The organism is Arthrobacter sp. Y3223151 (assembly GCF_059091125.1).
This window is the reverse complement of record NZ_JBNHGI010000009.1, coordinates 56,444-76,831: the sequence shown is the minus strand read 5'-3', so window position 1 is coordinate 76,831 and position 20,388 is coordinate 56,444. Positions and strand designations below refer to the sequence as shown.

General features: G+C 70.4%; 17 protein-coding genes. 7 read left to right on the top strand and 10 right to left on the bottom strand.

Annotated features, from left to right (window positions below):
* Positions 1 to 5 precede the first annotated feature (5 nt).
* The 5 genes from hutI to AC5RUP_RS12890 are packed head-to-tail and all read right to left on the bottom strand — an operon-like array spanning position 6 to position 6,280.
* Complete coding sequence (gene hutI / locus AC5RUP_RS12910; protein WP_494158624.1) at positions 6 to 1,235, bottom strand: imidazolonepropionase; 1,230 nt, start codon at positions 1,233 to 1,235, stop codon at positions 6 to 8.
* On the bottom strand, positions 1,232 to 2,650 hold the full coding sequence (locus AC5RUP_RS12905) for a formimidoylglutamate deiminase (protein WP_494158623.1): 1,419 nt from the start codon (positions 2,648 to 2,650) through the stop codon (positions 1,232 to 1,234). Before AC5RUP_RS12905 ends, hutI begins: the two co-directional genes overlap by 4 nt.
* On the bottom strand, positions 2,647 to 3,846 hold the full coding sequence (locus tag AC5RUP_RS12900) for an allantoate amidohydrolase (protein WP_494158622.1): 1,200 nt from the start codon (positions 3,844 to 3,846) through the stop codon (positions 2,647 to 2,649). The genes AC5RUP_RS12905 and AC5RUP_RS12900 overlap by 4 nt, the downstream gene beginning before the upstream one ends.
* 11 nt (positions 3,847 to 3,857) lie before the next feature.
* Positions 3,858 to 5,555 carry a urocanate hydratase gene (hutU, locus tag AC5RUP_RS12895; RefSeq protein ID WP_494154523.1) on the bottom strand — a complete coding sequence of 566 codons (1,698 nt, stop codon included), beginning with the start codon at positions 5,553 to 5,555 and terminating at the stop codon, positions 3,858 to 3,860.
* Between the two features lie 2 nt (positions 5,556 to 5,557).
* Positions 5,558 to 6,280, bottom strand: a complete 723-nt coding sequence (locus AC5RUP_RS12890) for an IclR family transcriptional regulator (protein ID WP_494068069.1) — start codon at positions 6,278 to 6,280, stop codon at positions 5,558 to 5,560.
* A 183-nt stretch (positions 6,281 to 6,463) separates the two neighbouring features.
* Between AC5RUP_RS12890 and AC5RUP_RS12885 the strand changes: the two genes are divergently transcribed.
* From AC5RUP_RS12885 to AC5RUP_RS12875, 3 genes are all read left to right on the top strand, one after another.
* Entirely contained in the window at positions 6,464 to 7,492 is a 1,029-nt protein-coding gene (locus AC5RUP_RS12885) for an ABC transporter substrate-binding protein (protein ID WP_494154522.1), read from the top strand.
* 61 nt (positions 7,493 to 7,553) lie between these two features.
* The gene (gene hutH, locus AC5RUP_RS12880; RefSeq protein WP_494154521.1) at positions 7,554 to 9,140 is read left to right on the top strand and encodes a histidine ammonia-lyase; all 1,587 of its coding nucleotides are present in this window, start codon (positions 7,554 to 7,556) and stop codon (positions 9,138 to 9,140) included.
* Positions 9,141 to 9,245: 105 nt separating this feature from the next.
* Positions 9,246 to 10,283, top strand: coding sequence for a sialate O-acetylesterase (locus tag AC5RUP_RS12875; protein ID WP_494158621.1), 1,038 nt, complete (start codon positions 9,246 to 9,248; stop codon positions 10,281 to 10,283).
* 42 nt (positions 10,284 to 10,325) lie between these two features.
* On the opposite strand, the gene AC5RUP_RS12870 is transcribed toward AC5RUP_RS12875, so the two are convergent.
* Together AC5RUP_RS12870 and tdh are read right to left on the bottom strand one after the other, a co-directional pair.
* Positions 10,326 to 11,543 carry a glycine C-acetyltransferase gene (locus tag AC5RUP_RS12870; RefSeq protein WP_494158620.1) on the bottom strand — a complete coding sequence of 406 codons (1,218 nt, stop codon included), beginning with the start codon at positions 11,541 to 11,543 and terminating at the stop codon, positions 10,326 to 10,328.
* 10 nt (positions 11,544 to 11,553) lie between these two features.
* Positions 11,554 to 12,600 carry an L-threonine 3-dehydrogenase gene (gene tdh / locus AC5RUP_RS12865; RefSeq protein ID WP_494154696.1) on the bottom strand — a complete coding sequence of 349 codons (1,047 nt, stop codon included), beginning with the start codon at positions 12,598 to 12,600 and terminating at the stop codon, positions 11,554 to 11,556.
* A 181-nt stretch (positions 12,601 to 12,781) separates the two neighbouring features.
* On the opposite strand from tdh, the gene AC5RUP_RS12860 reads away from it, so the two are divergent.
* The 4 genes from AC5RUP_RS12860 (at position 12,782) to AC5RUP_RS12845 (ending at position 17,704) form a co-directional block, all read left to right on the top strand.
* A complete protein-coding gene (locus AC5RUP_RS12860; protein WP_494154697.1) occupies positions 12,782 to 13,987 on the top strand; it encodes a cytochrome P450 in 1,206 nt (401 codons plus the stop codon).
* Positions 13,988 to 14,181: 194 nt separating this feature from the next.
* Entirely contained in the window at positions 14,182 to 15,510 is a 1,329-nt protein-coding gene (locus AC5RUP_RS12855; RefSeq protein ID WP_494158619.1) for a GAF domain-containing protein, read from the top strand.
* Positions 15,511 to 15,707: 197 nt separating this feature from the next.
* On the top strand, positions 15,708 to 17,231 hold the full coding sequence (gene exaC / locus AC5RUP_RS12850) for an acetaldehyde dehydrogenase ExaC (RefSeq protein WP_494154289.1): 1,524 nt from the start codon (positions 15,708 to 15,710) through the stop codon (positions 17,229 to 17,231).
* Between the two features lie 14 nt (positions 17,232 to 17,245).
* Complete coding sequence (locus AC5RUP_RS12845) at positions 17,246 to 17,704, top strand: DUF779 domain-containing protein (protein ID WP_494154288.1); 459 nt, start codon at positions 17,246 to 17,248, stop codon at positions 17,702 to 17,704.
* Between the two features lie 155 nt (positions 17,705 to 17,859).
* Here the strand turns inward: AC5RUP_RS12845 and AC5RUP_RS12840 are convergent, their stop codons facing one another.
* The 3 genes from AC5RUP_RS12840 to AC5RUP_RS12830 form a co-directional block, all read right to left on the bottom strand.
* Positions 17,860 to 18,237: a VOC family protein gene (locus AC5RUP_RS12840; protein ID WP_494154287.1), complete on the bottom strand. Its 378-nt coding sequence runs from the start codon at positions 18,235 to 18,237 to the stop codon at positions 17,860 to 17,862.
* Positions 18,238 to 18,306: 69 nt separating this feature from the next.
* Positions 18,307 to 19,194, bottom strand: coding sequence for an aminoglycoside phosphotransferase family protein (locus AC5RUP_RS12835; protein WP_494158618.1), 888 nt, complete (start codon positions 19,192 to 19,194; stop codon positions 18,307 to 18,309).
* A gap of 157 nt (positions 19,195 to 19,351) precedes the next feature.
* Positions 19,352 to 20,242, bottom strand: coding sequence for an aminoglycoside phosphotransferase family protein (locus tag AC5RUP_RS12830; RefSeq protein ID WP_494158617.1), 891 nt, complete (start codon positions 20,240 to 20,242; stop codon positions 19,352 to 19,354).
* Positions 20,243 to 20,388 lie beyond the last annotated feature (146 nt).

Here is a 20,388-nt window from a genome sequence, read left to right as displayed (position 1 = left end):
CGGGCCTAGGCCCCCACGGCCGAGCGCACGCCCGCCCGCCACACCGCGGCGGTCAGGGGCATGCCGGGGCGGTAGGCGAGGTGGGTGGCCGACGGGGCGTTGAGCAGGTGCAGGTCGGCCCGATGGCCGACGGCGAGGGAACCGACGGCACGCTGGCCTTCGGCATCGACGCCGGCATGCCGCCCGAGCGCCAGCGCCCCGCCATAGGTGGCGGCCCGGACCGCCTCGTGCACGCTGAGTCCCATCTGCAGGACGGCGGTGGTGACGCAGAAGTTCATGGAACTTGTGAACGAGGTCCCCGGGTTGCAGTTGGACGCCAGGGCGATTTCCACGCCGGCATCGAGCAGTTGCCGGCCGGGCGCCAGCGGCTGGCGGGTGGACAGGTCGCAGGCCGGCAGGCAGGTGGCCACCGTGCCGCGCTCCCCCGTGCCGCTGGCCAGGTCCCAGCCGGCCCAGCTGCCGGCGAGCGCGGCGACGTCGTCGTCGTTCAGGTAGTTGACGTGGTCCACGCTGGCCGCCCCGAATTCCACGGCGAGCCGCACCCCCGGGCCTTCGCCCAGCTGGTTTCCGTGCACGCGCAGCCCCAGGCCGGCGTCGCGGCAGGCCGCCAGCACCCGGCGGGACTGCTCCTCGTTAAAGGCGCCGCGTTCGCAGAACACGTCCGCCCACTGCACGTACGGTCTGACCGCCGCGAGCATGTCGCCGCAGACCAGATCGGTGTAGTCGTCGGCGTCGATGCCTGCCGGCACCAGGTGCGCCCCGAGGTAGGTGACCTCATCGGCGACGGTGGACGCGATGCGGGCGCTGCGGGCCTCCTGCTCCACGTCCAGGCCGTAGCCGGTCTTGGTCTCCAGGTAGGTGGTGCCGCCGGCGGCCGCCTCCGCCACCCGGGCCAGCAGCAGGCGGGTGAGATCGTAGTCGCTGGCTTCGCGGGTTGCGCCGGCGGTGACGGCGATCCCGCCGGCCTGGTAGGACTGGCCGGCCATCCGTGCCTCGAACTCGGCGGTGCGGTCTCCGGCAAAGACCAGGTGCGTGTGCGAATCCACCCAGCCCGGCAACACGGCACGCCCGCCGGCGTCGAACTGCTCGTCGGCATCGGGGGCCTGCGCCGCGGGGCCGAGCCAGGAGATGCGCTCGCCTTCGATGATCAACGCGGCATCGTGGAGCACGGAGTCCGCGCCGCGGGCCGGGTCCTGCGTGTGCAGTTCGCCGATGTTGGTGACGACAGTGCTCATTCAAACTCCTTCAGGGCGTCGGCCAGCAGCTCGGCCGGCCAACCCAGGCGCTGGTGGCGGCCGTTGACGGCCAGCAAGTAACCGGCAACGACGACGGCGGAAACGTCCGCTGCGCTGGCGCTCAGCGGCAGTTGCCCGGGCTCCGAGCCTACCGTGCGCACGCTGCTGGGGTTCACGGCCACCAGGTCGCAGGCCATCCCGACGGCGATGCCGGCCATCGGGGTGCCCATGGCGGCGGCGGCTCCGGCGGACACCGACTCGAGCAGCTCGGCCGGCGCAAACCTGCCGCGCTGGCCGCTGGCCAGCCGTTCGCCGTGTTCCAGCGCCCGCATCTCCAGCCATGGATCGATGACGGCGTGCTGGTCGGTGCCAAGGGCGATCCGGGCGCCGGCGTCCGCCAGCTCCCGGGCCGGGCCGATGCCGTCGGCGAGGTCGGCTTCCGTGGTCGGGCACATCACCACGGTGGCACCGGCTTCCCCGAGCAGCGCGATGTCCCCGGCGGTCAGGTGCGTGGCGTGGACGGCGCTCAGGCGCGGCGACAGCAGCCCGTGCCGGGCCAGCAGGCCGGCCGGCGTCACCCCGTAGGCGGCCAGGCAGGCCTCATTCTCGGCCGGCTGCTCGGAGAGGTGGATGTGCAGCGGTAGGCCGTCGGGCAGGTGCTCGGCGATGTGCGGCAGCGCGGCCTCGGGCACCCCGCGGACCGAGTGCAGGGCGGCGCCCACCGTGATCCGCGCCGGGTCGAACCGGTCCGCAACATAGCGGCGCAGCGAGTCCAGCCGGGCCAGCCAGGCCTGCACGTCGCCGTCGCCGAAGCGCTGCTGCTCCGGTGCCAGCGGGACGCCGATGCCGCCTGCCAGGTAGCAGGTGTCCAGCAGGGTCAACCGGATGCCGGCCGCCTCGGCGGCCCGGCACAGCGCCAGTTCCATCGCGTGCCCGCCGTACCCGGGGCTCTCCGGATCATCGCCCGGCGGGCCGGACCGGTGCCCGCCGAGGCTCCCGCCGGCCGCGCTTCCGGGCCCGTACGGGCTGCCGTCCGGGCGGTGGTGAACGTAGTGGAACTCCGCCACGCTGCTGAAGCCGGCCGCCACCATCTCCGCGAACACCGCCGTCGCCAGGCGCTCGTAGTTCTCCGGCGTGAGCGCCCCGGCCGCTCGGTACATCTGCTCCCGCCAGGTCCAGAAGTCGCCCCGGCCGGCGTGCGTGCGGCCCCGCAGCACCCGGTGGAACGCGTGCGAGTGCGCGTTGGCCGCGGCGGGAAAGACCACGCCGTCGAGCACCAGCACGCCGTCGGCCGGATCGGGGCGGGGCGCCGTGCCCACCTGCGTGATCGTCCCGGTGTCGTCGCAACCCAGCAGGACCCCGTCGGCCACGCCGGCCGGGCCCAGCCAGGCGCGCTCGCACCAGATGCTGCTCACAGCAGTGCCTCGAGCACGTCGGCCAACGCTTCCGCGCCGGCGTCCGCGTCCCAGGGCTCCACGTATTCCTCCGGGGAGTGGGAAATGCCGGAGGGGTTTTTCACGAACAACATGCCGGACGGCACCCGCGAGGCCAGCACGCCGGCGTCGTGCCCGGCACCGGTGGCCAGCACCGGCGCGCCGGGCAGGGCGTTCTCCAGCTGGCGCTGCAACGCGGAGTCGAAGTGCACGGTTCCGCTGTAGGACTCTTCCGTCAGGGAGACGGAGCAGCCCTCGAACGCGGCGATCTTCTGGGCCTTGCCGTGGATGGCCTCGACCAGATGCGCGGTCACGGCGTCGTCCGGATGCCGGGCGTCCAGCCACAGGTCCACCCGCGAGGCGATCACGTTGGTGCCGCCGGGCACCGGCTGGAGGCGGCCGACCGTGGCGCGGGCGTCAGGCTGCTTGGCCGCGGCCTGCTGTACGGCCAGGACGATCTGCGCCGCGGCGACCATCGGGTCGGCGCGGTCGGCCATCAGGGTGGTGCCGGCATGATTGCCCTGGCCGGTGACACTGATCCGCCACCGCCCGTGGCCCATGATGGAGCTGCCGACGGCGATGGCCGGGCCGTCCCCGCCCAGCCCGCGGCCCTGCTCCACGTGCAGCTCGATGAAGTCGCCGATCCGCGCCAGCGCCTCGTCGTCGCGCCCCAGGTGCGCAGGATCCAGCCCGTTGGCCCGGGCGACGTCGGCGAACGTGTCGCCGTGCTCGTCGCGCAGGTTCCGGGCCTTGTCCGGATCGATGGCGCCGGCCAGCAGCCGCGAGCCCAGGCACGCCACACCGAACCGCGAGCCCTCCTCTTCCGGGAAGACCGTGACGGCCAGCGGCCGGTTCGGCTCGACGCCGCGCTCCTTGAGGAGGTCGACGGCGGCGAGCGCGGAGGCGACGCCCAGCGGCCCGTCGAAGGCGCCGCCGCCGGGAACCGAATCCAGATGGCTGCCGGTGACCAGCGCGCCGGGCTGCGGCTCGCCCCACCACGCCCAGAGGATGCCGTTGCGGTCCGTCTCCACGCCCAGCCCGCGGCGTTGGGCCTGTTCGATGAACCAGTCGCGCAGGCCCAGTTCGGCGGTGGAGTAGACCGGCCGCGAGTACCCGCCGCGTTGCGCGTCACGGCCGACGTCGGCAATGGATTCCAGGAGGGAGGACACAGTTTCCATCTGCCGGCCGCCTACTTGCCCATCGGGATGCGGACGCCCCGTTCGGCCGCGACCTCGACGGCGCGGTCGTAGCCGGCGTCCACGTGCCGGATCACTCCCATTCCCGGATCGTTGGTCAGCAGCCGCTCCAGCTTCTGCGCCGCCAGCTCGGTGCCGTCCGCCACCGACACCTGGCCGGCGTGGATGGAGCGGCCGATGCCGACGCCGCCGCCGTGGTGGATGGACACCCAGGTGGCCCCGGAGCTCGCGGCGGTCAAGGCGTTCAACAGCGGCCAGTCCGCGATGGCGTCCGAGCCGTCGGCCATCGCCTCGGTCTCCCGGTAGGGCGAGGCGACGGAGCCGGAGTCCAGGTGGTCGCGGCCGATCACGATCGGCGCCGAGACCTTGCCCTCGGCCACCAGCCGGTTGAAGAGCAGCCCGGCCTGGTGACGCTCGCCGTAGCCCAGCCAGCAGATGCGCGCCGGCAGCCCCTCGAACTCCACCCGCTCGGCCGCGGCATCCAGCCACCGGTGCAGGTGCTCGTTCTCCGGGAACAGTTCCTTCAGCGCGGCGTCGGTCACCTCGATGTCCTTCGGGTCGCCGGAGAGCGCCACCCAGCGGAACGGGCCCAGCCCCTCGCAGAACAGCGGCCGGATGTAGGCCGGGACGAAGCCCGGGAACTCGAAGGCGCGCTCGTAGCCGCCCTTGCGTGCCTCGTCGCGGATCGAGTTGCCGTAGTCGAACACCTCGGCTCCGGCGTCCTGGAACTCAACCATGGCCTGCACGTGCCGGGCCATGGACGCCTGCGCCTTCTTGGTGAAGCCGACCGGATCGGCCTGGGCCTCGCGCTGCCAATCCGCCACGGAAATGCCTTCCGGCAGGTACGACAGCGGATCGTGGGCCGAGGTCTGGTCGGTGACCACGTCCACGGTGATCTCGCCGGCCCGGTGCCGGCGCAGGATCTCCGGGAACACCTCCGCCGCGTTGCCCACGTAGCCCACCGACCAGCCGCGGCCTTCTTCCTTGGCCTTCATGGCCTTCGCGACGGCGGTGTCCAGGTCCGTCTCCACCTCGTCCAGGTAGCGTTTGCCCACGCGGCGGCGCAGCCTTGCCTCGTCCACGTCCACGATCAGGCAGGCGCCGTCGTTGAGGGTGACCGCCAGCGGCTGGGCTCCGCCCATGCCGCCGCAGCCGCCGGTCAGCGTCAGCGTCCCGGCCAGCGTGGGCGAGGCGGTCTTGCCCGCCTCGTGCAGCTTGGCGCCGACGGCGGCAAAGGTCTCGAAGGTGCCCTGCAGGATTCCCTGGGTGCCGATGTAGATCCAGGACCCGGCCGTCATCTGGCCGTACATCATCAGCCCTTCGGCCTCCAGGCGGCGGAATTCCGGCCAGTTGGCCCAGTCGCCCACCAGGTTCGAGTTGGCGAGGAGCACGCGCGGGGCCCAGGGGTTGGTGCGCAGCACGCCCACGGGCTTGCCGGACTGGACCAGCAGCGTCTCGTCGTCCTCGAGTTCCGCCAGCGTCTTGACGATCGCGTCGTAGGCTTCCCAGGACCGGGCCGCGCGGCCGGTGCCGCCGTAGACCACCAGGTCCTCGGGGCGTTCCGCCACTTCGGGATCCAGGTTATTCATCAGCATCCGGAGCGGAGCCTCGGTCTGCCAACTCTTGGCGGTGAGGGTGGTGCCCCGGGAAGCCCGGATGCGGCGGGAAGGGTCGTGCTGGGTGAACGTCATCGTCATGCCCTTTCTGGCGTGGAGGTAGGTGTCTGGTTGTGTTCTTCGGTCCCATTGGCCGCCGGGCTCTCCGGCGCGGCGAAGAGCGTGCCGGCTTGTTCGGCCAGCAGCAGCCCGAATTTTTCGGCGGCCTCTGCTGTGGTGCGGTAGCTGGGCGCGACGATGCTCACCGCGGCGACGACCTTGTCGCCGGCGAAGACGGGAGCCGCGACGGCCGTGACGTCGGCCTCCACGCTGTCCGCCTGCACGGTGTACCCGCCCCGGCCCACCTGGCCGCTGAGGGCCGCCCCGGCCGCGCTGCCCTCCATCGGGAAGGTCCGGCCCACCCAATTCACGTGGCGCACGGTATGGGTGCCCTCTTCGATGGCTATGTACAGCCCGTGGTCGTTGCCGGCGGTCACGCTCAGGTACGCCGACTCCCCGGTCTGGTCGACCAGGCTCCGCAGGACGTCCCGGCCCGCATCCACCAGCGACTCGTGGCTGAGCGCCTGGACACCCAGCTGCACCATCCGGAAGCCCGGCCGGTAGAGCGCGTTGTCGCGTTTGGCTGCGAACCCGTTGGCTTCCAGCGTGCGCAGCAGCCGCAGCGCGGTCGATGCCGACAGGCCCACCGCCTTGGCCGCATCGGCGAGCTTGACGCCGTCGTGCTCGCAGACGATCCGAAGCAGCGCCAGGGTGCGGTCCGCCGCCCTGGTCGTGGGATCCGCGGCCGTTCCTGACGCCATGCCTGCTCCTCGGTAGCCATCCAATGTTGCAGCCAGTAAAACATCAATTTCATGCAGCGGCAAGGAATTAGCGAAAAACCCTTGACCCCGACAGCGTGGATGGGTAGCTTCAGGTAGCAAGCCACACTCGTTTTACTGATCGAAACAGGTATGCCGCGTACCGGCAGAAACAAGGAGAACCTGATGCGCCCATTGATGTCCGCGGCCACCGCGCCCCGCCGCCCCCTGCTGGCCACCGCCTCGGCCGCGGTAATGGCCGGCGCCCTCCTGCTGACTGGGTGCGGCTCCGGCAGTCCGTCCTCCACCGGCGGCGGAACGGAAACCGCCGGGGCGCCGGCAGACGCCAGCCTGGACCAGGTGAACCTGGGCCTGATCCCGATCACGGACGTGGCCCCGGTCTACCTGGGCATGCAGGAGGGGTACTTCGAGAAGGAAGGCATCCAGCTGTCCGTCCAGCTGGCCCAGGGCGGCGCGGCCATCGTCCCGGCGGTGATGACCGGCGAATACCAGTTCGGCTACTCCAATGTCGTCTCGTTGCTGATCGCGCGGGACAAGGGGCTGCCGATCACGGTGGTTTCCAACGGCTCCAGCTCCACCAATGTCCCCGGCGAGGACGTCACCGAGGTGGCGGCCCTGCCGGACAGCGGCATCGAAAACGCCGCCGACCTGGTGGGCAAGACCGTGGCCGTCAACGCGCTGAACAACTTCGCCGACGTCACCATCCGGAACTCGGTGGAACAGGCGGGCGGCGACCCGGACGCCGTCGACTTCGTCGAAATGCCGTACCCCAACATGCCCGCGGCGCTGGAGCGGGGCGACGTCGACGCCGCCTGGACCACCGAACCGTTCCGCACCCAGATCCTGGACGCCGGCGGAAAGATCGTGGCCAGCCCGATGACCGACCTCACCGACGACTTCGATTCGGCCTTCTACTTCGCCTCGGAGCAGACCCTGCAGGAAGATCCCGAACTCGTCGAACGCTTCCGCCGGGCACTGGAGAAGTCATTCCAGTTCGCCTCGGAGAACGACGACGAAGTGCGCGCCATCATCCAGGATTATGCCAAGGTCACGCCCGAGCTGGCCGAGACCGTGGTGATGTCCCGCTGGTACCCGGAGATCAACATGGAGGGCCTGCAGAAGCTCGGGTCGGCGGCCACCAAATACGGCGTGCTGGAGAAGGAACCCGACTACGAGGCCCTGATCGCGGACTGATCGCCGCTCCTCCCCGACCCGCCACTTCCACCTTCACCCGCACCCGCACCCGAAAGGCACCATGTCCCAGCTCCAGACCGTCCCCGTCTCCGTGTCCGTCGGACCGCTCTCCCCCGCCGACGTCGTCGCCGTCGCCCGCCACGGCGCCGCCGTCGAACTCACCGAGGAATCGCTGCAGGCCATGGCCGAATCACGCAAGGTGATCGAGGCCCTGGTGGACGACGACGTGCCGCACTACGGGGTCAGCACCGGATTCGGTGCCCTGGCCACCAAGCAGATCCCGGTTCAGCTGCGCACCCAGCTGCAGCGCAGCCTGATCCGCAGCCACGCGGCCTCGTCCGGGGCCGAGGTGGACCGTGAGGTGGTGCGCGGGCTGATGCTCAACCGGCTCGCGACGATGGCCACCGGCCGCACCGGCGTCCGCCCGCTGGTGGCGCAGGCCTACGCGGGAATCCTCAACGCCGGCATCACCCCGGTGATCGGTGAATACGGCTCCCTGGGCTGCTCCGGGGACCTGGCGCCGCTGGCCCACTGCGCGCTCGCCCTGATGGGTGAGGGCCAGGTCCGCACCAGGGACGGCGAACTGGTGGCGGCCGCCGAGGCCTTGGCCGCCGCGGGCCTGGAGCCGGTGGAGCTGCGGGAGAAGGAAGGCCTGGCGCTGATCAACGGCACCGACGGCATGCTGGGCATGCTGATCATGGCGTCGGCCGACCTGCACCGGCTGCTGAAGACCGCCGACCTCGCCGCGGCCATGAGCATCGAAGGTTTGCTCGGCACCGACTCCGTGCTGGCCGAGGACCTGCACGCGCTCCGGCCGCACCCCGGCCAGATCGCTGCCGCGGCCAACATGCGCACCGTGCTGGCCGGTTCCGTCCTGATCGAAGAGCAAAAGTCCGCGGGAGGCGATGCGCAGCACCGGTTCACCCGGGTCCAGGATGCGTACTCCCTGCGCTGCGCACCCCAGGTGCACGGCGCGGCGCGCGCCACGCTTGCCCACGTGGAATCGGTGGCCGGCTACGAACTGGCCTCCGCCGTCGACAATCCCGTGGTAACCCCGGACGGCCGGGTGGAATCCAACGGCAACTTCCACGGCGCCCCGGTCGGCTACGCCCTGGACTTCCTGGCCATCGCCGTGGCGGACCTTGCCTCGATGAGCGAACGACGGACCGACCGGTTCCTGGACACCGCCCGCAGCCACGGCCTGAACGCCTTCCTGGCCGATGATCCGGGGGTTGACTCCGGGCACATGATCGCCCAGTACACCCAGGCCGGCATCGTCAGCGAGCTCAAGCGGCTCGCCAACCCGGCGTCGGTGGATTCCATTCCGTCCTCGGCCATGCAGGAAGACCATGTGTCCATGGGCTGGTCCGCGGGGCTGAAGCTGCGCCGCGCCCTGGACGGGCTCACCCGGGTGCTGGCCATTGAGCTTCTCACCAGTGCCCGTGCCCTGGACATGCGCGACGGCGGCGTGGAGACCTCCCGCAGCGCCCCGGCGGTCACCGCGGTGCGCCGGGAGATCCGCAAAACGGTCGCCGGTCCGGGCACCGACCGTTATCTCTCGCCGGAGATCGAGGCGGTCCGCCTGCTGGTGGACAGCGGCGTGCTGGTGGACGCCGTCGAACAGGCGGCGGGCACAGCACTGAACTGACCCGGACGGCACTACACTGGTGCCCGGAAACACCGTTGGTTCCGGATTGCCGGACCGGAACCAGCGCCGGGAACACCGGGGGCCGGCACCGGGAGGACCTGCTGCATGGCCGCCAACACGCCCGAGGGACAGCCGAGCCGGCGCCGACTGCTGCAGCAGACGGTCCCCGTCCTGGCGGCCGGCATCGGGGCCGGGGCGTTGGGCACGGCCGGGGCCGCCGCAGCAACCCGGCCGGATTCCGCACCGGATGACGAGCGGATTGCCCGTTTGGTGGCGGACCCGACGTCGGCCACCCACCGGGAGCTGCTGCAGCTCCTGGCCCCGACAATCGCAGCTGCCGCCCAAACGGCTGCCAACGGGCGCGTCGATCCCCGCCAGGCCGGTTACGACGTCGTCCTGCTGCTGGGCCAGTCAAACATGCAGGGCTGCGGCCTCCCCTTCGATCCGGCCATCGATGTGGAGCTCGACGGTATCGACCAGTTGGCGGGTTCCGGCCTGTTCGCCGGCCGGGTCATCCCGGCCAGCGAACCGCTCTGCCATGTCGCAAGTGTGTGGGTGGACGGCAGGCCCGCGGTGGGACCGGGCCTCGAATTCGCGCGGCAGCTGTGGCTGGCCCAGCCGGCCGGCCGCAAGGTGTTGCTGGTGCCCGCGGCCCTGGGCGGCACGTCGATCACCGGCAACGCCGACTACTCCTGGGATCCGGACAACAAAACCGCCCAAACGAACCTGTTCCACCGCGCGCTGGACGCCGCCCGGCAGGCGCTCTCGCTGAATCCGCGCAACCGCTTGGCGGCGGTCCTGTGGCACCAGGGCGAGTCCGACGCGGTGCTGGGCGCCTCGGAGGGCTGGTACCGCCGCAAGTTGCTGCAGATTATCGATCTGGTCCGCGACGCGCTGGGTCCGGCGCCGTTCCTGATCGGCGGGATGGTGCCCGAATGGCTGCCCGATGACCGGCGGCGGCGCGGCATCGAAGCCGCGCACCGCTCCGTGGCGGCACAGCGGTTGCGGACGGCGTTCGTGGAGGGCCCCTCCGGCGCCAGCCAGGATGCCGAACAGATCCATTACAGTGCCGCCGGCGCCCGCGAGCTCGGCCTGCGCTTCTACCGCGCCTTCGAGGCCGAAACCTCGGACCGGGCCCGCTAGCCGGGAAGGCGGGACAAGCAGGGCGCCACGCCCCCGCGCCGGTCAGGCCTGCCCGACCGCCTGCCGGGAGGCGACGAACGCCGCGACGCACGCCTCGACGTCGTCGGCGCTATGGGCGGCCGAGAGCTGCACGCGGATCCGCGCCGCGCCCTTGGGCACGACCGGATAGCTGAAGGCGGTGACGTACACGCCGTGGGCGAGCATGGCCTCGGCCACCCGCCCGGCGAGGACCGCGTCGTGGAACATCACCGGGACGATCGGGTGCCCGCCTTCCAGCAGGTCGAACCCTTCCTCGGCCATCCGCCGACGGAACAACGCGGTGTTGTCCTGCAGCCGCGACCGAAGGTCGGCCGAACCGCCCACCAGTTCCAGCGCCTTCAAGGTGGCGGCCACGATGGCCGGCGCGACGGAGTTGGAGAACAGGTACGGCCGGGCCTTTTGCCGCAGCACTGTCACGATTTCGCGGCGGCCGGACACGTAACCGCCGGAAGCACCGCCGAGCGCCTTGCCGAAGGTCCCGGTGTAGATGTCCACCCTGTCGGCCACCCCGGCATGCTCCGGGGTGCCGGCACCGTTGGCCCCCATGAAGCCGACGGCGTGCGAGTCGTCGACCATCACCAGCGCGCCGTACTCTTCGGCCAGTTCGCAGATCCGTTCCAGCGGGGCCAGGTAACCGTCCATGGAGAACACGCCGTCGGTGACGATGACGGTCCGCCGGGCGCCGGCGCCGTCGTTCATCGCCGCGGCCTGTTGCAGCCGCTCCTGCAGTTCCGCCATGTCCCGATTGGCGTAGCGGAACCGCACTGCCTTGGACAGCCGGATGCCGTCGATGATCGAGGCATGATTCAGCGCGTCCGAGATGATGGCGTCCTCCGGCCCGAACAATGATTCGAAGACCCCGCCGTTGGCGTCGAAACAGGAGGAGAACAGGATGGTGTCCTCGGTGCCCAGGAAGCGCGACACTTCCCGTTCCAGCTGCAGGTGGAGGTCCTGCGTGCCGCAGATAAAGCGCACGCTGGCCATGCCGAACCCGCGTTCGTCCATGGCGGCCTTCGCGGTGGCGATGATGTCCGGATGGTCGGCCAACCCCAGGTAGTTGTTCGCGCAGAAGTTCAGCACCTCGCGGGTCGATCCGTCCGCCGGGCCTGCGGAGATGTGGCTGGACTGCGGGGTGGTGATGCGCCGTTCGGCCTTGAACAGTCCGGCGGCGCGGATTTCCTCCAGCTCCGAGGCCAGCTGGTCCTTGAGTGTTCCGTACATGCTTCCCTCCCTAGATCCGGGTCCAGTCCAGGACCACTTTGCCGCTTGTCCCCTGCCGGGCCGTCTCGAACCCGCGCTCCCATTCCGCGGCCGGAAGCACGTCGGTGATCACGGAGGAAATCGCCGCGTGCAGGGCCGGGCTGGAGGAGAGCATGGCGCTCATCGCGTACCAGGTTTCGAACATCTCGCGCCCGTAGATGCCCTTGAGCGTGAGCATGTGGGTGACCACCTTGGCCCAGTCGATGGTGATGTCTTCGGTCGGCAGCCCCAGCAGCGCAATCCGGCCGCCGTGGGTCATGTTGTCGATCATGGCCCGCAGTGCCGAGCCGCGGCCGGACATCTCCAGCCCGATGTCAAAACCTTCGACCAGTTCCAGCTGCCGCTGTGCGTCCGCCACCCGGGCGTGGCTGACGTCCACCACCAGGTCGGCGCCCATCTGCTTGGCCAGCTCCAACCGTTCGGCGGACACGTCGGTGACGGCGATCTTGCGGGCGCCGGCGTGGCGGACCACCGCTATGGCCATCAGCCCGATGGGCCCGGCGCCGGTGATCAGGACGTCTTCGCCGACCAGCGGAAAGCTCAGTGCCGTGTGCACGGCGTTGCCGAACGGATCGAAGACCGCGCCCAGTTCGGGCGTGACCGCCGGGTCGGTGTGCACCCACACATTGGTTTCGGGGATCACCACGAACTCGGCGAAGGCGCCGTCCCGCTGGACGCCGACGCTGACCGTGCGGATGCACATCTGCCGCCGGCCCGCGCGGCAGTTCCGGCAGGTCCCGCAGACGATGTGGCCCTCCCCCGAGACCCGGTCGCCGATCTGGACGTCCTGCACGGCGCTGCCGGCGGCCACGACCTCGCCATAGAACTCGTGGCCGGGGATCAGCGGCGCCCGGACCGCCCCGGCGGCCCAGTCGTCCCAGGCCTGGATGTGCAGGTCGGTGCCGCAAATGCCCGTGGTGTGGACCTTGATCTTGACCTCGCCGGTGCCGGGTTCCGGTTCCGGACGGTCGACCAGCTCGAAGCCGGCCTGTGGGCCGGACTTGTAGAGCGCCTTCACGCGGTGTCCTTTCGCTAAGCGGGCCGGCGCGTCCGGCCGCCCGGGCTGTGGCCCGGATCACTAGGCCAACTCTACGTAACTGTCTTGGCGAAGTGGAGCGCGTCACAGTATCCGTCGCGTCGCGGGCAGGGTAGCTTTGCTCGCAAGCACTTCTTCCCTACGACGTAAGCGAGGCCAACGCGTGGCAACCCTGACCGATCACAGCATCCCGGTAATCGCCGACGACCCGTACTCGGATGCGGTGCTGGCGGACCCGTACGGCCTGTTCGGCCGCATGCGGGCAGCCGGGCCGGCGGTCTGGCTGGAGAAGTACCAGGTGCCGGCCTTCGGGCGCTACGCGGAGTGCCGGGACATCCTGACCGACCACCGGACCTTCATCTCCGGAGCGGGGGTGGGGCCGAAGGACCTGCTGAAGGAACCCAACTGGCGGCCGCAGGGCATCCTCGAGTCGGATCCGCCGCGGCACACCGTGATGCGGGACGCCATGGCCGGAGTCATCTCGCCCAAGGGGACCCGCGCCCTGCGGGCCGGATTCGAGGCCTACGCTGACCAGCTGCTGCCCGGACTGCTCGAGCGCGGTTCCATCGACGGCGTCAAGGATCTGGCCGAGGTGTTCCCCCTCCGGGCGTTCGGCGACGCCGTCGGCATACCCCGTGACGGGCGCGAGGAGAACCTGCTGACGCACGGAGCCATGAACTTCAGCCACTTCGGCCCGGAAAACGAACGCCACCGCTTCTACTTCGAGCAAGGGGCCGGGACGCCGGAGTGGGTGATGGACCGGACGCGGCGGGAAAACCTCAGCCCCGGCGGGATGGGCGAACAGTTGTGGCAGTACGTCGACCGCGGCGAACTGCCGGAGGAGATGGCGCCGCTGGTGGTGCGGGCGCTGCTGTCGGCCGGCCTGGACACCACGGTGATCGGCATTGGAAATGCCCTCAAGCTCTTCGCGGAACATCCGGAGCAGTGGCGCATCCTGCGGAAGAATCCGCAGATGGTCTCGCTGGCCATCAACGAGGTGCTGCGGTTCGAGAGCCCGTTCCAGTCGTTCTACCGGACCACGTCGGCAGACACGGAGATCTCCGGCGTCAGCCTGGCCGCCGGCAGCAAGCTGGCCTTGTTCCTCGGGTCGGCCAACCGCGACGAGGCCCAGTTCGGGCCCGATGCGGACGTCTTCCGGATCGAACGCGACGCGGCCGGCATGATCGCCTTCGGCAACGGCATCCACCGCTGCGTCGGCCAGCCGATCACCCGGCTGGAGATGCATGTTGTCCTGACCTGGCTGGCACGGAATGTGGAACGCCTTGAGCCCACCGGCGCTCCGGTCCCCTACCTGCACAACACGCTGAAGGGCTACTCCTCGCTGCCCCTGCGCCTGGTCGCCGCCTGACCCGACCCCGGCGCAACCGGGCCGGCCGGACCTCTGGGAACGGGAAAACCGGCCGGGAACCTCGTGCCATGAAAAGCCGGTGGAAAGGCCGCGGAAGCGCAGGCTAGACTGTGACCCCGGCCACAGGTGCGTGGCTGCGATCCGGTAAAAGGGGTTCTCCAGTGCCGCACCCAGCCCAGCCAGCGTCCCGGCCCGTGCAGGTCCAGGCCTACGCCGCGCACGAGCGGCTGGATCCGATCCAGCTGTCCGGCGGCACCGGGAGCATCAGGGGGCTGCGCCCAGTGGTCCGCGACTCCTGGCAAAGGTCCTTGCGGCACGCGGCGGATCCCGACCGGGCGCTGGCTCCACTGGTCATGGGCGCCGACGCGCTGGACGAGTTCCGCCGGAACCATCCGTTGTCGGCCATCATGCCGGTCTTTGGCCGGCTGCTGGTGGAGCCCAGCCGCGACGCCGGGATGCTGGTGGCCGTGGGAGACCAACACGGGCGGCTGCTCTGGGTGGACGGAGAGTCCCGCCTGAAAGACCGCGCCGAAGACATGATGTTCTTGCCCGGCACCGACTGGTCGGAGGCGACCGTGGGCACCAGCGCGCCCGGCACGGCGCTCGCGTTGGGCCGCGGAGTCCAAATCGCCGGTGCCGAGCACTTCAGCCGGGCGGTCCATTCGTGGAACTGCACCGCCGTCCCCATCACTGACCCTGAGACCGGCGCCGTCCTCGGCGTGGTGGACCTGACCGGCGGGGAGGAAGCGGCCGCGCCGCACACGCTGTCCTTGATCCGGGCGGCGGTAGCGGCGGCCGAGGCGGAGCTGCGCATTCTCCGCCTCCAGGCGGCCGCCCGGCACGACCCGGGGACGCGGAGCCGGCCGGTGCCCGCCGCCCCGATCACGCGGCGCCGGGGGACGCCGGCCCGTCCGGAGGGCGAATCCGGAGCCGGCCCGAAGGCCGGTCTCTGCATCATGGGACGCGACCAGGGACTGTTGGAACTGGCCGGCCAGCGCATCGAGTTGTCGCAGCGGCATACGGAGATCCTCACCCTGCTGGCCCTGCATCCTGCCGGCCTGACGGCCGGGGAACTGGCGGACCAGCTCAACCCGCGGGCACAGGGCGCCACCTTGCGCGCCGAGATGGTGCGGTTGCGCAAGCTGCTGGCCGGCATCAGCCCTGCCGCCGTGCCCACATCCCGGCCCTACCGCCTCCCCCAGGAAGTGGCGGTCGATGCTGAGCAGGTCCTCCGATGCCTGGCCCGCGGGGCACACCGGCAGGCGCTTGGCCTGTACCGCGGGCAGGTCGTTCCGCGGTCGGAGGCGCCGGGCGTCGTCGGTTTCCGCCGGCACGTCAGCGCCACCCTGCGCGAGGCAGTGCTGAGCAGTGCCTCGCCGGATGAAGTCCTGCGGTACCTGCAGCTTCCCGAAGCAAAGTACGACGCCGAGGCCTGGCGCGCGGCGCTGCGCCTCCTGCCGCCGCGCTCACCGAAGCGGGCCGCGGTCGTCGCGGTGCTGGAACAGTTGGAAGCCGGAGGCTGACGGGACCTTGGAATGGTGCCGGTGCGGTTGGAAGCCGGGGCTTGCCTGGGCCCTTCGGAGAATGCCGCGGCCGGAGCCGCCGCGAGGACGACCGCTGCAACCTGATTGCAACGTTGCCCTCCGTAGGCTCTGGGGACACAGACAGTGCCGTCTGCCGGGCCGTGGGGGTCCGGACACCGAAGCCAGAGGAGTCGACCATGACTGTTTACGCCCAGCCCGGAACCGAGGGATCACCCGTCAGCTTCAAGCAGCGCTACGAGAACTGGATCGGCGGCGAATGGGTCGCCCCGGTAAAGAACCAATACTTCGAGAACCCCTCGCCCGTGACCGGCAAAACGTTCTGTGAGGTGGCACGCGGGACCGCCGAGGACATCGAACTGGCGTTGGACGCCGCCCACAAGGCGGCACCGTCGTGGGGCAAGACTTCGGTGGCGGACCGGGCCGCAGTGCTGAACCGGATCGCGGACCGGATCGAGGAGAACCTGGAACTGCTGGCCGTGGCGGAAACCTGGGACAATGGCAAGGCTGTGCGCGAGACCCTGGCCGCCGACATCCCGCTGGCCGCCGACCACTTCCGCTACTTCGCCTCGGCCATCCGGGCCCAGGAGGGCCGGCTGTCCCAACTGGACGACGACACCACCGCCTACCATTACCACGAGCCGCTGGGTGTGGTCGGGCAGATCATCCCCTGGAACTTCCCCATCCTGATGGCCACGTGGAAGCTGGCTCCCGCGCTCGCGGCGGGCAACGCCGTCGTTCTTAAGCCTGCGGAGCAGACACCGGCGTCCATCCTGGTGCTGATGGAACTGATCGCGGACATCCTGCCGGCGGGCGTGGTCAACGTGGTCAACGGTTTCGGCGTGGAGGCCGGCAAGCCGCTCGCGTCCAGCCCGCGGATCCGCAAGATCGCGTTCACCGGCGAGACCACCACCGGCCGGCTGATCAGCCAGTACGCGTCGCAGAACCTGATTCCGGTCACGCTGGAGCTGGGCGGGAAGAGCCCGAACATCTTCTTCTCCGATGTGGCCGCCGAAAACGACGCGTTCTACGACAAGGCGCTGGAGGGCTTCACCCTGTTCGCGTTCAACCAGGGCGAAGTCTGCACCTGTCCGTCGAGGGCACTGGTGCAGGAATCGATCTACGACTCGTTCATGGCCGACGCACTGGCACGGACCGAGTCGATCATCCAGGGCAACCCGCTGGACACGGCCACCCAGGTCGGCGCCCAAGCCTCCAACGACCAACTGGAGAAGATTCTGTCCTACATGGACATCGGCCGGCAGGAGGGCGCGAAGGTCCTGACCGGCGGCGGCCGGAACATCCTGGACGGGGACCTCGCCGACGGCTACTACGTGAAGCCCACCATCTTCGAGGGCGACAACAGCATGCGGATCTTCCAGGAAGAGATCTTCGGGCCGGTCGTCTCGGTTACCCGGTTCGGGAACTATCAGGAAGCCCTGCAGATCGCGAACGACACGCTCTACGGGCTGGGCGCCGGCGTGTGGAGCCGCAACGGGAACGTGGCCTACCGGGCAGGGCGCGAAATTCAGGCGGGCCGGGTGTGGGTGAACAACTACCACGCCTACCCGGCGGGAGCGGCGTTCGGCGGCTACAAGTCCTCTGGCATCGGCCGCGAGAACCACGCGATGATGCTGGACCATTACCAGCAGACGAAGAACCTGCTGGTCAGCTACAACGAGAACAAGCTCGGCTTCTTCTAAAGACAGGTCACGTCATGGCGTCTGCTTCACCGCAGGGGCAGGGTGCACCCGCCCCGCCCGCCGGGAAACACGAGGCGGCGCTCGAGGCCGCGGTGGCGCTGCCCGGGGAGGCTTTTTCCCGGGTGGCGCTCACCGGACCGGCGGTCGGGCTGCTGCAAAAACTGTGGGAGGTTCACGGACCGCTGATGTTCCATCAGTCCGGCGGCTGCTGCGACGGTTCCTCCCCCATGTGCTATCCGGCCGGTGAATTCCTTACCGGCGATGCGGACGTGCTGCTGGGCAGGTTCGACCTTCCCGACCGCGGGAGCCTGGACTTCTGGATGTCGCGGGAGCAGTTCGCGTACTGGAAACACACGCATCTGACCGTGGACGTAGTGGACGGGCGCGGCAGCGGGTTCTCGGTGGAGGCGCCGGAGGGCAAACGCTTCCTGATCCGCTCCCGGCTGTTCGACGGCACGGCACCGCCGGACTAAGGCGAGGCTCCGAGCTGGGGCGGCCGGGGGCTACGCTCCACTTCGGGCTCCTGCTCCGGTTGGGGCTTTTGCTCCGGTTTGGGCAGCTGCTCCGCTTATTAGGTGGAGCAGGGGCCCAAACCGGAGCAGCGGTGAAAAACCTTGAGTGCCGCGCCCTAGCGTTCGAAGAGGCAGAACGGGTGCCCCGCCGGATCGAAGTACACGCGGACGTCGTCCTGCGGTTGGAATTCGGCACGTTCGGCCCCTACCGACTCGGCGTGAGAGCAGGCGGCGGCCAGGTTCTCGACGAGGATGTCCAGGTGCATCAGCATTTGCTGTTCGCCGGGTTCTTCCGGCCAGACCGGCCGGCGGTAGTCCTCCTCCAGCTGGAAGGACAGCCCCGGCCCACCGCCCGGATTGGCCAGTGTCACCCAGTCTGGCTCGTTGGTGCGGATGTCCCAGCCCAGCAGCCGGCCGTAGAACTGCGCCAAGGCCAACGGGTCCGGCGCTCCCAGCACCGTTGCATGCAGCTGCAGTCCTGTGGGGCCGGGCATCGCCACTCCTCCCATGGACGCATTCCTGGGCAGCAATCCCGCCATGCTACTGCAGCGGCGGCGCGGCGGCTAGCTCCCGGACAGGACTTCGGCCAGCGCCCGCTCCCCCACGCCGCGCAACAACCAGTTGTCATCCGAGGAGGTCAGCAGCACCGTCGCGATGTTCAACGCCCAGCCGCGGGCGCGCTGCCAGGTCTCCGGGGAAACGTCGGTGCGCGCTTCGACGGCCGCAATAAACTCCCGGCGCCCCGGGGCATCAAACACCAGCCAGGCGGCCGCCAGGTCGGTGGCCGGATCGCCCGCGGTGATGTCGCCGAAGTCGATGACGGCCGCCAACCGGTTGCCGTCCACCACCAGGTTCCCCGGGTGGAGGTCGCCGTGCAGCCACAGTGCCGGTCCCTCCCACGCCGGCACGGCAGTCAGCTGGCGCCACAGAGCGGCGACCCGTTCCGCCTGGGGAACCGCCTGCGCGTCCAAACGCTGCACCATGGCTGCGTTGCGGGAGGACAGCGGCACGCCGCGCACCGGATTCACCGGGGCGCCGGACGGGGCGGGCACGTGCAGCGCGGCCACGAACGCCGCCAGCCCCGGGGCCAGCGATCGCCGTTCCTCCGGCCGGAGGCGCCAGGCGGCCCTGCCCTCCAGCCACGGCACTACCGACCAGGACCAGGGATAGTACGACGTCGGGCTGCCGCGGTGCGTCGGGGCCGGCACAGCGAGGGGCAGCTCCGGGGCCAGGGACGGGAGCCACTGCTGTTCATGCAGCACCAAATCCCCTGCCGCGGACCGACGCGGCAACCGGACGGCCAAATCGGCCCCGAGTTTGAACGTCACGTTGTCCCACCCGTTCGCCACCCGCACCAGCGGCAGCCGGGCGAGGTCCGGGAACTGGTCCGAGAGCAACCGCAGCACCAGATCGTTGCTGATGTCGATTTCGGCAGCGGGCATCGAAGCCATCTGTTTCCGTACTCCCTGTGATCGGCGGGCCCCGCCAGCGGCGACGGCGTGCGGCCTGCCGGTCTGTCTGCTGTGGGGACGGGACTTCCATCAGATCATCCGCGGGCGGCGCGGGCCAACCGGACACGCCCTGCTCAGCGCATCGGACACCCCCTGCTCACCCCATCACTGCCTGCTCCAGGGCATGGCAGCCGACGGCGTGCAACGGGTCCGCGGGCGGCCGCAGCGCCATCATCACGCCGTACCAGACCGCCCAGCCTTTGGCCCGGCGCCAGGTGCCGTCGTCGTACACCAGCCCGGACCGGAACCATGCGCGGCCGGCAGGAGTGAAGTGCAGCCACGCCACACCGAGATCGCTGGCGGGATCGCCCTGCGACACATCGCCGAAGTCGGCGACGGCCGCCAGCGTCCCGGATGCCTTGACAATAATGTTGTGCGGATGCGGATCGCCGTGCAGCCACAGCCCCGGACCCGAATAGTCCGGCGCGGCCAGCGCGGCCTCCCATGCCTGCTGCACTCCGGAGGCGTCGGGCAGGCCGCCGACCGCGAGGCCGGCGCGGACGTCGTTCCACCGGGCGAGCCGCTCGTGGAAGGCGGCGGCGCAGGCCGCCAGCGGCACTCCGCGGATCGGGTTGTGCGGGGCCTCGGCCGGCGCCGGGACCTGCAGCGCCCGCAGGAAGCCGGCCAGCGCGGGCGCGTAGCGGTCCCGCGCCGCGGGCGGCAGGACGGCGGCGCTCCGGCCGTCAAACCACGGAACGACCGACCAGTGGAACGGGAAGTGGTCCGTGGGCTTGCCCCGGTGGACCACGGCGGGGACCGGCAGGGGCAGGCTTGGCGCGAGGAGCGGCAGCCAGCGGGTTTCGTTGAGCAAGAGGCGGTCCCCCGCCACGTGCCGGGGAAGCCGGACCGCCAGCCGGCTGCCGAGGCGGAAGATGACGTTGTCCCAGCCGCTGGCGGCCCGCCGCAACGGAAGCCGGGCCAGGGCCGGGAACTGTTCGGTTAGCAGGCGGCGCACCAGGCCATCGGTGATCGGGACCTCGGCGGGCATCCCGCCATCCTGCCATGCGGCTCCGGAGCAGACAACGCCCCCGCCGGTAACGGCAGGGGCGTCGTCTGCAGGAGGTTCCGTCGAACCCGCGGCCGCTAGGCCAGCGGAACCGGGCCGATATCGGTGCCGGCGGCCGCGTGTGCCCT

Bases quoted from the DNA above. Each gene is read 5' to 3' on its own strand.
- AC5RUP_RS12840 (WP_494154287.1), bottom strand. From the start codon at position 18,237: ATGCCCGGCCCCACAGGACTGCAGCTGCATGCAACGGTGCTGGGAGCG.
- AC5RUP_RS12875 (WP_494158621.1), top strand. From the start codon at position 9,246: ATGGCCGCCAACACGCCCGAGGGACAGCCGAGCCGGCGCCGACTGCTG.
- AC5RUP_RS12900 (WP_494158622.1), bottom strand. From the start codon at position 3,846: ATGGAAACTGTGTCCTCCCTCCTGGAATCCATTGCCGACGTCGGCCGT.
- hutI (WP_494158624.1), bottom strand. From the start codon at position 1,235: ATGAGCACTGTCGTCACCAACATCGGCGAACTGCACACGCAGGACCCG.
- exaC (WP_494154289.1), top strand. From the start codon at position 15,708: ATGACTGTTTACGCCCAGCCCGGAACCGAGGGATCACCCGTCAGCTTC.
- AC5RUP_RS12885 (WP_494154522.1), top strand. From the start codon at position 6,464: ATGCGCCCATTGATGTCCGCGGCCACCGCGCCCCGCCGCCCCCTGCTG.
- AC5RUP_RS12870 (WP_494158620.1), bottom strand. From the start codon at position 11,543: ATGTACGGAACACTCAAGGACCAGCTGGCCTCGGAGCTGGAGGAAATC.
- AC5RUP_RS12845 (WP_494154288.1), top strand. From the start codon at position 17,246: ATGGCGTCTGCTTCACCGCAGGGGCAGGGTGCACCCGCCCCGCCCGCC.
- hutU (WP_494154523.1), bottom strand. From the start codon at position 5,555: ATGACGTTCACCCAGCACGACCCTTCCCGCCGCATCCGGGCTTCCCGG.
- AC5RUP_RS12835 (WP_494158618.1), bottom strand. From the start codon at position 19,194: ATGGCTTCGATGCCCGCTGCCGAAATCGACATCAGCAACGATCTGGTG.
- hutH (WP_494154521.1), top strand. From the start codon at position 7,554: ATGTCCCAGCTCCAGACCGTCCCCGTCTCCGTGTCCGTCGGACCGCTC.
- AC5RUP_RS12830 (WP_494158617.1), bottom strand. From the start codon at position 20,242: ATGCCCGCCGAGGTCCCGATCACCGATGGCCTGGTGCGCCGCCTGCTA.
- AC5RUP_RS12890 (WP_494068069.1), bottom strand. From the start codon at position 6,280: ATGGCGTCAGGAACGGCCGCGGATCCCACGACCAGGGCGGCGGACCGC.